This window comes from Streptomyces sp. HUAS TT11, from assembly GCF_051553595.1.
In the GTDB taxonomy this organism is placed as follows: Bacteria; Actinomycetota; Actinomycetes; order Streptomycetales; family Streptomycetaceae; genus Streptomyces.
The window spans coordinates 3899143-3915080 of sequence record NZ_CP196184.1; the positions used below are offsets into that span (position 1 = coordinate 3899143).

Here is a 15938-nt window from a genome sequence, read left to right on the forward strand (position 1 = left end):
TTCAGGACGGGGCGAACGTGTCGACCGCGACGTCGAAGTACTCCTTCGCCTCCCGCGCTCTGCCGACCGGCGCCGACACCCATACGTCGTACATCCGGCCGTCCTGCTCCCAGCACAGGTCGTAGGTGTGCCGCGGGCCCTCGGCCGCGGAGAAGCCGTTCCAGGTGAACTCCCAGAGCGCCGCCGGATTGCCGCCGTGCGACGTGCCGACGACCCGTCCGTCCCGGTAACCCGGGTTGTTGCCCGGCCCGTCGGCGGCCGAGCGCCGCATCACCGCGAGCGGGCCGCCCTCTTCGGGGTCGGCCACCTTGATGCCGATGCGGAACGTCCGGCCGGGCGACATGTAGTAGATCCGCTCGCCCTGCGGGACACGCGTGAACCCCTCCGGCACGGCGAGCGAGAACCCTCCCGCGTCCCGTATCTGCCGATACCCCGAAGGCGCCTCGTGCACCGGGGCCGATGCCGAAGGGGACGAGGAGGGCGGGCGCGTCACCGTCACCGTGGGGGCGGGCGCGGGCCCGGAGGCGGACGGACCCGTGCCCACCGATGTACGCGGCGGCGACGAACTCGCGGGCGTGCCGCGGGCGTCGCCGCCGTCGCGCAGCAGCAGCGCGGCCGCAGAGACGCCCGCTCCGGCCATCGCGGCGACCAGCGCGGCCGCGACCAGGGCACCCCGGGCGGACGGCTTGCCCGCCGGCGACCCGGCTCCCGGCTGCCGTGCGGCCGCCTCGGGCCCGTCCCACAAGACCGGCGGCACGGCGCGCCGGGGCATGTCCGGCTGGGTCGGCGTGTACGCCACCGGCGCCCTCGGCGTCCGTCCGGTCTCCAGGAACTCCCGCAGCAGCCGCTCCGCCTCCGCCCCGTCCAGACGCCGGCCCGGATCGCGCTCCAGCAGCCCCCGTACCACGGGAAGGATCGGCTGTGCCTGCTCGGGAGGCCGGATCTCGTCGACGACCACCGCGTGCAGGATCCCGCCCAACGAGTCCCGCCGGAACGGCGACTCGCCGCTGAGCACGGCGCACAGCAGCGCACCCAGCGACCACAGGTCGGACTCGGGCCCGGTCCGCACCCCGGACATCCGCTCCGGCGCGGTGTACTCGGGCGAGCCGACGAATGAGCCGCTCTCGGTGAGCGTGGTGGCGCCCTCGACCTGCGCGATACCGAAGTCGGTGAGGACGACGCGGTCGGTTTCCGCCTCCATCAGCACGTTCGCGGGTTTGAGGTCGCGGTGCAGCACACCCGATTCGTGCGCGCGGCGCAGCGCGCCCAGCAGGGCGATGCCGATACGGGCGGCCTCGCGTGCGTCGACGGGTCCGCGGTCGGCCATGCGCTCGGCGAGCGAGCCTCCGTCGATCAGCTCCATCACGATGCAGGGACGCTCGTCGTGCTCGACGACGTCGTGCACGACGATGATGTGCGGGTGCCGCAACTGCGCGACCGCGCGCGCCTCCCGCAGGGTGCGCTCGCGCTGCAGCCGGGCCTCTTCGGTGGAGAGCGAGGTGTCGAGGACGAGTTCCTTGACCGCGACCTGCCGGCCGAGCAACTCGTCGGTCGCCCGCCAGACGACGCCCATGCCGCCCCGGCCGATCCGCTCCTGAAGCCGGTAGCGGCCCGCTATCACACGGACGTGTCCCCCCTCGGTCCCCATGAGCCCCATGATGCCGCACGGGACACGAACCCTCCCGGACGCTGTCGTCACGGTGGCCGACAAGCGACGCAAGAGGGCGTACGAACGGGGTGCGGTGGACGTTCGGGGGCGCACGAGGGGGCGTGCCGGCCCCGGCCGTCAGCCGGTCGGCTGACGCCAGGCCCGCAGCAGCACGTCGAACTGCTTGCGCGTCGTGTCCCAGTCCTCCGCCGGACCGGACATGTAGATGGCGTACTCGACTCCGTTGCGGCCGATGTACGTCTCCTCGATGTCGTGGCGCGGACCGGGGAACTGCGTGTCCTTGGTGAACGTGAACTCCCACTCGGAGCCCGGGCAGTCGCGGTAGATGTTCTTGTGCAGCGTCACCCGGTGGTAGTCGGTCAGCCCCTGGATCTGCTGTTCGAGGTCGACCTGGTGCTCGTACGCCTCGTCGAAGTCCGGCGAGGCGTCGATGGCTATGCGGATGAAGTGCCGGCCCCCGTCGGGCGTGTAGTCGGTCTGGAAGGCGTCGTACCTCTTGCGCTTCCACTGCTTGCCCGGAATGGCGATGGTGAAGCCCGCCGCCGGATCCTTCTTGCGCACCCAGCCCTCGGGGAGGCCGTTCCCGGGCTGCGGCGAGCCCTGCGCGGGCGAGGTCGGGTCCGAGGTGGAGGTGGAACCGACGGACACGCCGGTACCGGTGTCCCGGCCGGCGAATCTGTTCACGGCCACAGCCCCCGCCGCGCCGACGACCGCGGCCACCGCGAGGACCAGCGCGACCGTGCGGCCGCGGCGCCGCGCACGGGGCGCGGGCGGCGCAGCGGACTGGAGCCGGTCGTTCCCGACCGCCCGGGCCTCGTGCGCCTCCCGCCGCCCGGGGGCGTTCAGGGTGGTGTCCTCGCGGTGCGGCAGGTCGACGTACTGCGTCGATACGTACTCCTGCGCCGCCCTCGGCCGCCGGCCCTCGGCCGCCTCGGCCAGCATCTGCTCCAGCTGCGCCGCGCCGGGCCGGTGCACCGGCTCCTTGCTCAGCAGGGCCGCGATCACCGGCCCCAGCGCGCCCGCGAACTGCGGCGGCGCCGGGTTCTCGTCGACCACGGCCTGCATGGTGGTCAGCGGCGAGGTGCGGCGGAACGGCGACCTGCCCTCCACCGCCGTGTACAGGGTGGCACCGAGCGCCCAGAGGTCGGAGGCGGGGCCCGGGTCGTGGCCGCGGACCCGCTCGGGAGCGAGGTAGTCGACGGACCCGACGATCTCCCCCGTACGCGTGATGGTCGAGTCGCCCTCGACCTGCGCGATGCCGAAGTCGGTGAGCAGCACACGTCCGTCGGTGGCGAGCAGCACGTTGCCCGGCTTCACATCGCGGTGCAGGACGCCGGCCGCGTGCGCGGCGCCCAGCGCGCGCAGGACCCACAGCCCGATGCGCGCCGCCTCGGGTGCCTCGATCCGGCCGCGCTCCTTGACCGCGTCCGCCAGCGAGCCGCCCTCGACCAACTCCATGACGATCCAGGGCCGGTTGTCGTGCTCCAGGACGTCGTGGATGGTGACGACGGCGGAGTGGTTGATACGCGCGGCGGCCCTGGCTTCGGCGTGGGTCCGGGCGAGCAGTACCGCACGGTCACTCTCCGTGACGTACAGGGCGGCCGTCAGTTCCTTGATGGCGACAGCCCGGTGCAGCACCTCGTCGTGGGCGCGCCACACCCGGCCCATGCCGCCGCTGCCGATGGAATCGACGAGCCGGTAGCGGCCCGCGAGGAGCAGGCCCTGCATCTGATTCACGTTTCCCCGCAATGCTCTTGACGAGGTCACATTAAAGAGGGGCCCCCACCCAGGGAACCGGCGGGGGCGGAACGGAGACAGCACTGTGACGGTTCTCCCTTCCACGTACGGGACGGAACCACCGCACACTCAGCCCAATCGGACCCCGTTGCTTGTGTGTTGAACGGGCTCGGCGAGGTTCGTGGGGCACGCGGAACGGGGTGAGCGGTGACGCACCGTGCTCAGCCGGTCGCCTGATAGGTCTGCTCCGCCTGCTCGTACAGCCGGGTCACCTCGTCGCGTTCGGCCTCCGGGCCACGAACCTGCACCACGTGGTAGCGGCCGCCCACGGTGACGACCAGATTGCGCACGAACAGCTCGCGGCCGTCACCGTCCGTCCAGGTGAACTGCCCCTCGACCAGGGTCCGTCCGCCGACGTCGATGCGCCGCATCCCGCTGGAGGTGGCCCAGGTCGAATCGCGGAACGGCTGCAGTTCGGGCTCCGACTCGCGCTGGTACGACAGCGGATCCGCACCGTACGTGGCGGTGCTGTCGCGTCCGGGCACGACGATCAGCTCGAAGTCGCCCCGGGAGTAGACGACCTGGGAGCGCCCGTTCTTCGGCGTGCGGTCCCATCCCTCGGCCACCGCGACACGGAAGCCCTCCGGGTCCTCACGCACCGTGAAGCCCTGGGCGGCCTGGCCTCCGCTGGTCTGCGTCTCGGCCGAACCGGCCGTCGGCGAGGGGCTTGTGGAGCCCTCCCGGCCGGGCCGCCCGGCACCGCTCGTGTCGGACTGCCGCGGGGCGGGGCCCACGTCACCGGCGGCGCGGGTGCGCTCCCCCACCGTGCCGCCGCCGCGGCTGCCGGAGTCGGCCTTCGGCATGAACACCATGGCGTACGCGAGCGCCGCGGCCAGTGCGAGCAGGATCAGCACAAGCAGGGTGCGGCCGAGCCTCCGGGGCCGCGGCGGGCGGTCGTCCCTGGCCCGCTTGTGCCGGGCGTGCGGGGTCGCGGGGACCCCGGCGCGGCGCCTGCGGACCAGCTCACCGCGTCGGCGCACGATCGGCAGCCGCCCGGGGTCGACCGGCGGGGCCGCGATGACATGCGCGCCCGCATCCGGCTCCGGGGCGGATCTCACGAGGGAGCGCAGCCAGCCCCGCAGTTCCTCGAAGTCCGCTCGGTCGATGGGGTCCTGACGCAGCAGCGACTCCACGACCGGGCGCAGCGATCCGCACTCCTCGGCGAAGGCGGGCGGTTCGGCACAGACGAGCTGAACCAGCTCCGCGGTGTTCTCCTCGGGGTAGGGCGCGTGACCCTGGACCGCGCGGAACAGCAGCGCGCCCAGGGCCCACAGGTCGGTGGCGGGCCCGATCGGCGCGGCCAACTGCCAGTTCTCGTGCACCGGTCCGGCCTGCTCGGGCGCCCACCGCTCGGTGACGGGCCCGACGACGGCCATCCGCGCCTGCCGCGCGCGCTCGGCGGCCAGTGCGGTGGCGGGGCCGCGGTGGTTCCACCGGGTGCCGGGAGCGGTCGCGGTCCCGTACGGCCCGCCCGCACGGGAGCCGGGGGTGCCGTACGGGCCGCCCTCCTCCTGCGGCGCGGAGGCACCGCCCGGTGGCCCGGGGTGCCCCGGGCCGTCGGCCGCGGGCACCGCGGGACGTGGGACCGCGCCGTGCCAGGACGTCGTACGGCCCACTCCGTAGGGGTCGGCGATCTGCCCCGGCGGGGTGTCGGTGCGGTGCTCCACCACCTCCCCGGACGCCTGGGACGGTGCCGCGGAGCCGGTGCCGGCGGTACGCGGCCCGGGCAACGCCGTCCGGTCGCCGCGCTGTTCCTCCTGCACCCGGGCCGCGGCCCGCGCGCCCGCGCGGTACGCCGCGATCGCCCCGGCCCGGGCCGCGCGTACATCTCCGGCGGACTCGAGCGCAGGGCGTCCCGCGGCGGGCACAACACCACCGGGGATACCGGCGCCGGGCACCGTGCCGCCCGACCGTGCCTCGATCGCGGCCCGCCGCGCGGCCTCCGGGTCCATGCCCTGCGCGGCTCCGCCCACCGGACCGTGCGGGCCGCCGGCGGCCCGCCCGCCGAGCCCCCCGGCTGCGGGCCCGCCGTCCGCCGCGCCGGGCCGGGACCCGGGAGCGTCACCGGCCCCGGCCGGCGTTGCGTCGGCCGCTTCGAACTCCCGTGGTGGCACCGGGTCGTAGCCGCACAGCGCCTCCTCCGCGGCGCCGGCCGCCAGACCCGTCAGGACCACGCGCCCGTCGTCGCAGACCAGGACCGTGCGCGCGGTGATGTTGCGGTGCACCCAGCCGTGGGCGTGCAGCACGCGCAGCGCCATGAGGAGGTCGGAGGCGACCTCGGCGGCCCGGTACGGCGTCAGCGGGCTCTGCTCGAGCAGGTCCTCCAGCGGACGCGCCGCCACCAGTTCGCTCACTATCCACAGCGAACCGCCCTCGGCGAACACGTCGAAGACCTGGTCGAGCCGGGGATGGTCGGGTATCTGCGCGGCGGCCTGCGCCGCCTCGATCGCACGGCGCACCGCGGGTTCGGCGGGCCGTCGCGTGGCCGACGTGCGCGCGGAGCTGCCGCGGGACCGGCCCTCGCGCGCCACGAATCCCTCGGGCAGCCCGTCCGCGCCGAGCACCTCCGCCTCGACCACCTCGGGCAACGGCACCTGGCGTACCAGGACTTCCTGCCCGCTGTAGGTGTCGAAGGCACGCGTCTCGGCCGGTTCGTACTCGTCGGGGGGTGGCAGCGGCAGGCGATAGCGGTCGGCGAGGACCCGACCCGCATAGTCGTCCACGATGCCTCCCCCTGCCGCCCGGCTGGTCAATTCCGTTCGCCTTGCGTCCCGTTCTGGATGCGTACGGTCCGCAATCCCTCACGATACGTGCCGGAGGCACCCTGCAACCCGGGGATCTCCTATCTCCCCGCCACACAACCGCGTCGAACATCAGCGCGGTGCGCGGAACGTCACGACTTGGGGCGGAAGGTCTCCGTCAGCGCCTTCCAGGTGTCCTTGCGGGGATCGTCGTCCCAGCCCGACGCCTTCGCCGTGTACAGCAGTGCGTAACCCTGGTGCGCGTTGACGACGAACCCGCGGTCGATGACCCGGTAGGCGGTGCCTCCATCGGAGTACGAGAACTCCCAGTCGGCGGTGTTCCAGCCGCGGTAGTCCACCTTCTCGATCCGGATCCGCTTGTACTGGGAGCGCGTCATGTAGCGCTCCTGGCTCTTCCAGTCGGCCACCGGGTCGTCCTTGGGCGTGGACGTCCAGGCGACGAGCAGCCGCTGCCCGTCGGGGCCGGTGAAGCGGTCCCCGGCGGAGTCCGACGAGCTGTACTTCCAGCCGTCCGGCAGCCCGATCGAGTAGCCCTGACCGCCCTTGTACGGCGTCGTCGTCTCGTTGTCGTCCGACGGGGCGGACGGGGCGCTGCCGCCGGCACTGGCGCTCGCCTCCGGCGAACCGCCCGCGGTGTTCTGCTCGTCCGGGTCGTCGGTCGCGGTGCCGCTGTCCGTGTGCGAACCGTCGCCCTTGGTCGCGCCGCCGGCGGTCGCCTCCCCGGACACGGCGGACTTGGTGGTCCCCTTCTTGCTGTCCTGCGAACCGTCGTCGCCGCCGTGGAAGGCGATCGCGAGCACCGTCCCGAGCACGGCGAGGGCCACCACGACAGCGACGATCACCAGTGTCCGCCTCGGCACCACATCGGTGATGGGGGCCCGCGGCGGCTGTGCCGGGCGCGGCGGCCGGTCCGGGTCCGGTACGACGGGCCAGCCGGAACTCGGCTTCGCCGTACCGGAGTCCGATCCGACGACGGCGGTGGTGTCACGCACGCCGGACGAGGCGGCCGCCGGACGAGGCACACCGGGCGTCCCCGCCGCGGGTGCCGCAGGGCTCCCCGACGACGCGGCCTCGGACGGCTCCGCGGTCGTGGATCCCGAGGTCTTGGACCGGGCGGCCGTCGCGGCGGCGGCCGTGGCCGCGCCGGCCGACACCGCGGCCTTGCGCACGGACCTGAGCGCCCCGCGCAGCCGCTCGGCGGCCTCCTCGCCCCGCTTGGCCCCGGGCTCCCCGGCCCCCGCGCCCGACGACTCCTCGGGTGCCGGCGGCAGGGCCACGACCCGGGTCGCGTCGGCCGGCTGCGCCTCCTTGGGATCGGGCGCGTGGATGACCTCCGCGAGCATCGCCCGTGCGCCCCGGTCGTCCAGCCGCTGCTGGGGATCCTTGGCGAGCAGCCCGTAGATGACGTTCTTCAGCGGGCCCGCGTTCTTCGGCTCCTCGACCGGTTCGGTCATCACCGCCGTCAGCGTGGCGATGGCCGAGCCCTTGTCGTAGGGGGGCACGCCCTCGACCGCCGCGTACAGCAGCCCGCCGAGCGACCACAGGTCCGCCGCCGGGCCCGGCTTGTGGCCGCGCGCCCGCTCCGGCGAGATGTAGGAGGGCGCGCCGACGAGCATGCCCGTGGAGGTGATGGACGGGTCTCCCTCGACCTGCGCGATGCCGAAGTCCGTGAGAACGACGCGGCCGTCCTCGGCGATCAGCACGTTCGACGGCTTCACGTCGCGGTGCAGGATGCCCTCGCGGTGCGCGGCGCGCAGCACGTCGAGGACCGCGAGCCCGACCTCCGCGGCGCGCTTCGGCTCCAGCAGGCCGTCCTCGCGGATGACCTCGGCGAGGGACTTGCCCTCGATCAGCTCCATCACGATCCAGGGCCGGTCGTCCTCGTGGACCACGTCGAAGACGGTCACCGCGCCGTTGTTGCGGATCCGGGCGATCGCCTTGGCCTCCCGCAGCGTGCGCGTGATGAGCCGGCGCTTCTCGTCCTCGTCGATGCTCGAGGGGAACCGCAGCTCCTTCACGGCGACCGTGCGGCCCAGGGTCTCGTCCTCGGCGCGCCACACGGTGCCCATGCCGCCGCGGCCGAGTACGTCCCCCAGCCGGTAGCGCCCGGCGAGGAGACGTTCGCTCTTGTCCTGACGGGGTGTGCCCGCCCGCTCCGCCTCCGACATGCGTCCCCTCATGCAACCCGCCCTGACAGAGCCTCCATTGTCCCTCACGCACGGACCGTCCAGCGCCCAGGGTGCCCCTGATCCCGCGGCTCGCCCCGCGCCCGAGGGCGTCCCTCCGGACGGACACCGCGCCGTAGAGGCCTCGGGGTGCGCCACGGTGCCCGGCACGGGCCGCCGTCACGCCCCTGCGCCGCCGCCGGAGCCGGTGCCACGCGGGCCCTGCCCGACCCCGCCACAGGGTCGTCCTCCATGATGGGCCGCGACGAGGAAGGAATCCGATGCCGCTGCGCCGGACACCCCGGACCCGGACCCTATTGGGCGTACCGGTATGCCTGGCGCTGCTCGGAATCGCCCCGGGCGGCTCCCAGGCCCGCCTGCCCGCCGAGACGGACGTCGTCCTCCCCCGGCTCGCGGTGGCGGCCCGCGCGCCCGCGGCCTCGGCCGCGCTGCTGGCCCGGGAGGGGGCGGACGCGCACTTCGCGCACACCGGTCCCGCGATCGCCCGCGCCGATCACTTCCGCGCCGGCAGCGTCACCAAGACCTTCATCGCCACGGTGGTGCTGCAACTGGCCGCCGAGCACCGCCTGTCCCTGTCGGACTCGGTGGAGGACCATCTGCCGGGGCTGGTACGCGGTGCGGGCAACGACGGCCGCAGTCTGACCCTGCGCGCCCTGCTCACCCACACCAGCGGCCTGGCCGACTTCACGGCGGACACCAGGGGCGTCGTCCCCCTGACCCCGCTCCAGGCCGTGCGCATCGCGCTCGCCCACCCTCCGACCGCACGGGGCCGCTTCGCGTACTCCAACACCAACTACGTCGTGCTCGGCCTGATCGTCCAGCAGGTCACCGGTCACTCGTACGCCGCCGAGGCCGAGCGCCGCATCATCGCTCCCCTCGGGCTGACGGGCACGTCCTTCCCGGGCAGCCGCACCGCCCTTCCCGCGCCCCACGGCCGCGCCTACGCCGCCGACGGGTCCGACGTCACCGAACTCGACCCGCGCGTGGCCGGAGCGTCGGGCGAGCTGGTGACCACGCTGGACGATCTCGACCGCTTCTACGCGGCCCTGCTCGACGGCGCGCTGCTGCCCCGGCACCAGCTCGGCGAGATGCTCGACACCCGCGCCGCACAGGGCGTGTACGGCATGGGGCTCTATCCGGAGAAGCTTCCGTGCGGCACGACCGTGTGGGGGCACGACGGGCGGATCTCCGGCAGCTATGTGCGCAGCGCGGCGACCGTCGACGGCCGGCACGTCCTCACCTTCCGTGTCGACACGGACGGATTCGAAGACCCCGGACTGGAACGGGCGCTGCTCACTTCGGAGTTCTGCCCCCGCACCTTCTAGAGCGAGCCTGCTGCCCAGGGCCGTCCCGGACGGCATACACCCGTCCGGGCGATCCGGTCCGCGCACGGGGCCCGGTCCGCCGCGGCAGTGAGCGGCGCGGTGTCCGGTTCTACAGCGGCACGATGTCCGGTGCTCCCAGCCGTGCCGCGTCCGCCGTCAGGTCGTCCGGCTGCCGCTGCGACTCCCGCTCCGCCTCCACCCGCTTGTCGTAGTGCTCGACTTCCCGTTCTATCTGGTCCCGGTCCCAGCCGAGCACCGGCGCCATCAGTTCGGCCACCTCGCGGGCGCTGCGCGTGCCGCGGTCGAACGTCTCGATCGAGATGCGCGTCCGCCTGGTCAGCACGTCGTCGAGGTGCCGCGCGCCCTCGTGCGAGGCGGCGTAGACGATCTCCGCCCGCAGATAGTCGTCCGCCGCCTGAAGCGGTTCGCCCAGCGAAGGATCGGCCGCGACCAGGTCGAGCACCTCCTCGGCCAGCGACCCGTAGCGGTTCAGCAGATGCTCCACCCGCACCACATGCAGGCCGGTGCGCTCCGCTGTCCGCGCCCGCCCGTTCCACAGCGCCCGGTAGCCATCGGCGCCAAGCAGCGGGATGTCCTCGGTGACGCACTCGGCCACACGCCGGTCGAGGCCGCGTACCGCCTCGTCGACGGCGTCCTTGGCCATCACCCGGTAGGTGGTGTACTTGCCGCCCGCCACCACCACGAGACCCGGCACCGGATGGGCCACGGTGTGCTCGCGGGACAGCTTGCTGGTGGCGTCCGACTCCCCGGCGAGCAGGGGCCTCAGGCCCGCGTACACGCCCTCCACGTCGTCCCGGGTGAGCGGGACCGCGAGCACCGAGTTCACATGCTCCAGCAGATAGTCGATGTCCGCGCTGGAGGCCGCCGGATGCGCCTTGTCGAGGTTCCAGTCGGTGTCGGTCGTCCCGATGATCCAGTGCCTGCCCCACGGGATGACGAAGAGGACGGACTTCTCGGTGCGCAGGATCAGGCCGGTCGAGGAGCTGACCCGGTCCTTCGGTACGACCAGATGGATGCCCTTGGACGCCCGGACGTGGAACTGCCCCCGCTCGCCCACCATCGCCTGGGTGTCGTCCGTCCACACCCCCGTCGCGTTCACGATCTGGTGGGCGCGGATCTGGTACTCGCCGCCCCCTTCCACGTCCTGCACCGTGGCACCGACGACCCGCTCGCCCTCGCGCAGGAACCCCGTCACGCGCGCGCGATTGGCGACCTTCGCCCCGTACCAGGCGGCCGTGCGGACCAGGGTGGCGACATAGCGGGCGTCATCCATCTGCGCGTCGTAGTACTGCAGGGCGCCGACCAGCGCGTCCCTCTTCAAGCAGGGGGCGACGCGCAGCGCGTGACCGCGGGTCAGATGCCGGTGCAGCGGAAGGCCGCGGCCGTGGCCGCGGGCCATCGACATGGCGTCGTAGAGCGCGACGCCGGAACCCGCGTACAGCCGCTCCCAGCCCTTGTGCTGGAGCGGATACAGAAAGGGGACCGGCTTCACGAGGTGCGGGGCCAGACGCTCCAGCAGCAGCCCGCGCTCCTTCAGCGCCTCGCGCACCAGCGTGAAGTCGAGCATCTCCAGGTAGCGCAGGCCGCCGTGTATGAGTTTGCTGGACCGGCTGGAGGTGCCGGACGCCCAGTCACGCGCCTCCACCAGGCCTGTGGACAGTCCGCGTGTGACGGCGTCCAGCGCGGTGCCCGCGCCGACCACTCCCGCGCCCACCACCAGCACGTCCAGCTCGCGCTCGGCCATTGCCGCCAGTGACTCGGCACGTTGCGCCGGCCCCAGTGTCCCTGTCCTCACCGCTGCCTCCCGCTCAGTCGCGCTGGCCACACCCGTCCGGCGAAGCCCGGCTCATCTCCCCATGCCCAAAGTCTGACCGGGATGCCCGACTTCGGCCACCACGCACCCGCGGCCTGTGGACAACACTCACGGAAACGCGCCACGTCAATCCCGCAAATCGGTCATATTTACTCCTAGTGTGACATTGCGCTCCCTCATTGTGTCCACACGGCTTGCGCACCACATCCGACTCGGCTACTGAGAAGGACGGCCCACTCCATGCCCGCAGATCTCGCCGTCATCGGACTCGGCCATCTGGGCCTTCCCCTGGCCCAGGCCGCCGTCGCCGCCGGCATCTCCACGCTCGGGTACCGGACGGGGCCGGAAGCCGGTTCTCTCACCGCCGCCGAACTGCGCCGCATGCTCTCGCGGGGATTCCGTCCGACCACCAACCCGGCCGAACTCGGCCGCGTCCGCACCGCCGTCATCTGCGCGCCCGCCCAGCGCGGCGCCGACGGCACGATCGACCTCGGCCAGGTGGAGGCGGCCGCCCGTACCCTCGCCGGACAACTGCGCCCGCACACCACCGTGATCCTGGAGTCGCCGGTGCCGCCCGGCACCACGGAGCAGTTCCTGCGCCCGCTGCTGGAGGAGGGCTCCGGGCTGCGCGCCGGACGCGACTTCCACCTCGCCTGCTCGCCCAGCCGGGTCGATCCGGGCAACCGCGACTTCGGGGCCGCCAACACGCCCAAGGTGATCGGCGGTCTCACCCCCGCCTGCACCGAATCCGCCGCCACCTTCTACGGACGCCTCACCGACAAGGTGGTACGCGCGCGTGGACCCCGCGAGGCGGAGACCGTGCAGGTACTGGAGACGAACTACCGCCAGGTCAACATCGCCCTGGTCAACGAGATGGCCGTCCTCTGCCACGACCTGGGGGTCGACCTGTGGGACGTCATCCGCTGTGCGGAGACCAAGCCGTTCGGTTTCCAGGCCTTCCGCCCCGGCCCCGGCACCGGCGGCCACGCCGTCCCGCAGGACCTGGCGGGTCTGACCGGCCGGACCCTGCGCATGGTCGAACTGGCGCAGCAGGTCAACAACCACATGCCCCAGTACGTCGTCCAGCGGGCCGCCACCCTGCTCAACGAGCACGGCAAGTCGGCCCGCGGCGCCCGTGTCCTGCTGCTGGGCGTCACCTACAAGCCGGACCTCGCCGACCAGCAGGGCTCGCCCGCACCCGAGATCGCGCTGCGCCTGTTGCAGCTGGGTGCCTCCGTCAGCTACCACGACCCGCACGTGCCCGCCTGGAGCGTCCTTGACCGCCCGATCCCGCGCGCGGACTCCCTCTACGAGGCGGCGGCGGGCGCCGACCTGACGATCCTGCTCCAGCACCACCGCACGTACGACCTCCAGGGCCTGTCGGTGAAGGCGCAACTGCTGCTGGACACACGGGGCGCCACGCCCACCGGGGCGGCCCATCGGCTGTGAACCGGCCAGGCGCTCGGCGCCCGCCCCCGCACGCGACAGCGGGCACGCGAAGGGGCCCGTCCACCCCGACGGGTGGACCGGGCCCCTTCCGTGCTTCGCGCTCGGTGCGACGTCACCTCACCGCTTGTGCTGCGAGTCCGCCACCGTCACCTCGACCCGCTGGAACTCCTTCAGTTCGCTGTAGCCGGTGGTGGCCATGGCGCGGCGCAGGGCGCCGAAGAAGTTCATCGAGCCGTCCGGGGTGTGCGAGGGGCCGGTGAGGACCTCCTCGATCGTGCCGACCGTGCCGAGGTCGACCTTCTTGCCGCGCGGCAGTTCCTCGTTGACGGCCTCCATGCCCCAGTGGTGTCCCTTGCCGGGCGCGTCCGTGGCACGGGCGAGCGGCGAGCCCATCATGACGGAGTCGGCACCGCAGGCGATCGCCTTGGGCAGGTCGCCCGACCAGCCGACGCCGCCGTCCGCGATGACATGCACATACCGGCCGCCGGACTCGTCCATGTAGTCGCGCCGGGCCGCCGCCACGTCCGCGACCGCGGTGGCCATGGGGACCTGGATACCGAGCACGTTGCGCGTGGTGTGCGCGGCACCGCCGCCGAAGCCGACCAGCACACCGGCCGCCCCGGAGCGCATCAGGTGCAGGGCTGCGGTGTAGGTGGCGCAGCCGCCGACGATCACCGGGACGTCGAGCTCGTAGATGAACTGCTTCAGGTTCAGCGGTTCGTGCGAGTGGGAGACGTGCTCCGCCGACACCGTCGTACCGCGGATGACGAAGATGTCCACACCCGCGTCCACGACGGCCTTGGAGAACTGCGCCGTGCGCTGCGGGGAGAGCGCGGCCGCGGTCACCACCCCGGAGTCGCGCACCTCCTTGATCCGCTGCCCGATCAGCTCCTCCTTGATGGGAGCCGCGTAGATCTCCTGGATCCGGCGGGTCGCGGAGTCGGCCGGCAGCTCGGCGATCTCGTCGAGCAGCGGCTGCGGGTCCTCGTACCGCGTCCACAGGCCCTCGAGGTTCAGCACGCCGAGGCCGCCGAGCTCGCCGATGTGGATGGCGGTGGCCGGCGAGACGACCGAGTCCATGGGGGCGGCCAGGAAGGGCAGCTCGAAACGGTAGGCGTCGATCTGCCAGGCGATCGAGACCTCCTTCGGGTCCCGCGTACGGCGGCTGGGGACGACGGCGATGTCGTCGAAGGCGTACGCCCGGCGGCCGCGCTTGCCGCGCCCGATCTCGATCTCAGTCACGTCTGTGGCCTTTCCCTGATGCGTTTCAGCGTCTTCCAGTATCGCCGACGCCATTGCCGGAGGGCGCCCCGGACGTACGGCGAGGGCGGTCCCGGAAGCTCCGGGACCGCCCTCGGACGCGGTCTCGTCCGCGTGTCACACCCGCTCCACGCGGGCGTGGATCACTTCTTCCCGCTGTAGTTCGGCGCCTCGACCGTCATCTGGATGTCGTGCGGGTGGCTCTCCTTGAGGCCCGCGGAGGTGATCCGGACGAACCGCCCCTTCGTCTGGAGGTCCGGCACCGTCCTGCCGCCGACGTAGAACATCGACTGGCGCAGACCGCCGACCAGCTGGTGGACCACCGAGGACAGCGGGCCCCGGTAGGGCACCTGGCCCTCGATGCCCTCGGGGATCAGCTCGTCGTCGGAGGCGATGCGCTCCTGGAAGTAGCGGTCCTTGGAGAAGGACTTGCGGTCGCCGCGGGACTGCATGGCCCCGAGCGAGCCCATGCCGCGGTACGACTTGAACTGCTTGCCGTTGATGAAGAGCAGCTCTCCGGGTGACTCCTCGCAGCCGGCCAGCAGCGAGCCCAGCATCACCGTGTCGGCGCCGGCGACCAGGGCCTTCGCGATGTCGCCCGAGTACTGCAGCCCACCGTCGCCGATGACCGGGACACCGGCCTCCTTGGCGGCCAGCGCCGCCTCGTAGATGGCGGTGACCTGGGGGACGCCGATGCCGGCGACCACCCGGGTGGTGCAGATGGAGCCGGGGCCGACCCCGACCTTGATGCCGTCCACGCCGGCGTCGATCAGCGACTGGGCGCCCTCGCGGGTGGCGATGTTGCCGCCGATGACGTCGACGCCCGAGGAGTTCGACTTGATCTTGGCGACCATGTCGCCGACCAGTCGGGAGTGGCCGTGCGCGGTGTCGACGACGATGAAGTCGACGCCCGCCTCGATCAGGGCCTGGGCACGCTCGAAGGCGTCACCCGCGACACCTACGGCGGCGCCGACGATGAGGCGGCCCTCGGTGTCCTTCGACGCGTTCGGGTACTGCTCGGCCTTCACGAAGTCCTTGACCGTGATCAGGCCCTTGAGGACGTTCTCGTCGTCGACCAGCGGAAGCTTCTCGATCTTGTGGCGGCGCAGCAGCTGCATGGCCTCGTCGCCGGTGATGCCCACCTGACCGGTGACCAGCGGCATCGGAGTCATGACCTCGCTGACCCGGCGCGAGCGGTCGCTCTCGAAGGCCATGTCGCGGTTGGTGACGATGCCGAGCAGCTTGCCCGCGGGGTCGGTGACGGGGACACCGCTGATGCGGAACTTCGCGCACAGGGCGTCCGCCTCGCCGAGCGTGGCGTCCGGGTGGATGGTGATGGGGTTGGCCACCATGCCGGACTCGGAGCGCTTGACGAGGTCGACCTGGTTGGCCTGGTCCTCGATGGACAAGTTGCGGTGCAGGACCCCGACGCCGCCCTGGCGCGCCATCGCGATCGCCATCCGCGACTCGGTGACCTTGTCCATGGCGGCGGACAGGAGCGGGATGTTGACCCGGACGTTCTTGGAGACGTGCGAGGCGGTGTCGATCTCGTCGGGTGCCATGTCGGACGCGCCCGGCAACAGCAGCACGTCGTCGTAGGTCAGCCCGAGTGTCGCGAACTTCTCAGGCACTCCGTCGACGTATGCAGTCATGACA

9 protein-coding genes are annotated in these 15938 nt (G+C 72.7%); 2 read left to right on the forward strand and 7 right to left on the reverse strand.

Annotated elements, in window-relative coordinates; genetic code table 11:
• Window position 1: 1 nt before the first annotated feature.
• The 4 genes from ACSHXN_RS17330 to ACSHXN_RS17345 form a co-directional block, all read right to left on the reverse strand.
• The gene (locus ACSHXN_RS17330; RefSeq protein ID WP_438303317.1) at window positions 2–1648 is read right to left on the reverse strand and encodes a serine/threonine-protein kinase; all 1647 of its coding nucleotides are present in this window, start codon (window positions 1646–1648) and stop codon (window positions 2–4) included.
• A 138-nt stretch (window positions 1649–1786) separates the two neighbouring features.
• Entirely contained in the window at window positions 1787–3397 is a 1611-nt protein-coding gene (locus tag ACSHXN_RS17335; RefSeq protein WP_355802558.1) for a serine/threonine-protein kinase, read from the reverse strand.
• A 230-nt stretch (window positions 3398–3627) separates the two neighbouring features.
• On the reverse strand, window positions 3628–6189 hold the full coding sequence (locus ACSHXN_RS17340; protein WP_438303318.1) for a protein kinase: 2562 nt from the start codon (window positions 6187–6189) through the stop codon (window positions 3628–3630).
• Between the two features lie 170 nt (window positions 6190–6359).
• Window positions 6360–8396 carry a protein kinase domain-containing protein gene (locus ACSHXN_RS17345; RefSeq protein WP_438306476.1) on the reverse strand — a complete coding sequence of 679 codons (2037 nt, stop codon included), beginning with the start codon at window positions 8394–8396 and terminating at the stop codon, window positions 6360–6362.
• A 278-nt stretch (window positions 8397–8674) separates the two neighbouring features.
• Between ACSHXN_RS17345 and ACSHXN_RS17350 the strand changes: the two genes are divergently transcribed.
• A complete protein-coding gene (locus ACSHXN_RS17350) occupies window positions 8675–9739 on the forward strand; it encodes a serine hydrolase domain-containing protein (protein ID WP_438303319.1) in 1065 nt (354 codons plus the stop codon).
• A gap of 109 nt (window positions 9740–9848) precedes the next feature.
• On the opposite strand, the gene ACSHXN_RS17355 is transcribed toward ACSHXN_RS17350, so the two are convergent.
• Complete coding sequence (locus ACSHXN_RS17355; RefSeq protein ID WP_355137296.1) at window positions 9849–11555, reverse strand: glycerol-3-phosphate dehydrogenase/oxidase; 1707 nt, start codon at window positions 11553–11555, stop codon at window positions 9849–9851.
• 258 nt (window positions 11556–11813) lie between these two features.
• On the opposite strand from ACSHXN_RS17355, the gene ACSHXN_RS17360 reads away from it, so the two are divergent.
• Window positions 11814–13022 (forward strand): nucleotide sugar dehydrogenase, encoded by a 1209-nt coding sequence (locus tag ACSHXN_RS17360; RefSeq protein WP_355137294.1) that lies wholly within the window; start codon window positions 11814–11816, stop codon window positions 13020–13022.
• A gap of 117 nt (window positions 13023–13139) precedes the next feature.
• Here the strand turns inward: ACSHXN_RS17360 and ACSHXN_RS17365 are convergent, their stop codons facing one another.
• Complete coding sequence (locus tag ACSHXN_RS17365; RefSeq protein WP_355137292.1) at window positions 13140–14264, reverse strand: GuaB3 family IMP dehydrogenase-related protein; 1125 nt, start codon at window positions 14262–14264, stop codon at window positions 13140–13142.
• 161 nt (window positions 14265–14425) lie between these two features.
• Window positions 14426–15934: an IMP dehydrogenase gene (gene guaB / locus ACSHXN_RS17370; protein WP_355137290.1), complete on the reverse strand. Its 1509-nt coding sequence runs from the start codon at window positions 15932–15934 to the stop codon at window positions 14426–14428.
• Window positions 15935–15938: the final 4 nt, after the last annotated feature.

Bases quoted from the DNA above. Each gene is read 5' to 3' on its own strand.
- ACSHXN_RS17330 (WP_438303317.1), bottom strand. From the start codon at position 1,648: ATGGGGACCGAGGGGGGACACGTCCGTGTGATAGCGGGCCGCTACCGG.
- guaB (WP_355137290.1), bottom strand. From the start codon at position 15,934: ATGACTGCATACGTCGACGGAGTGCCTGAGAAGTTCGCGACACTCGGG.
- ACSHXN_RS17335 (WP_355802558.1), bottom strand. From the start codon at position 3,397: ATGCAGGGCCTGCTCCTCGCGGGCCGCTACCGGCTCGTCGATTCCATC.
- ACSHXN_RS17345 (WP_438306476.1), bottom strand. From the start codon at position 8,396: ATGTCGGAGGCGGAGCGGGCGGGCACACCCCGTCAGGACAAGAGCGAA.
- ACSHXN_RS17350 (WP_438303319.1), top strand. From the start codon at position 8,675: ATGCCGCTGCGCCGGACACCCCGGACCCGGACCCTATTGGGCGTACCG.
- ACSHXN_RS17360 (WP_355137294.1), top strand. From the start codon at position 11,814: ATGCCCGCAGATCTCGCCGTCATCGGACTCGGCCATCTGGGCCTTCCC.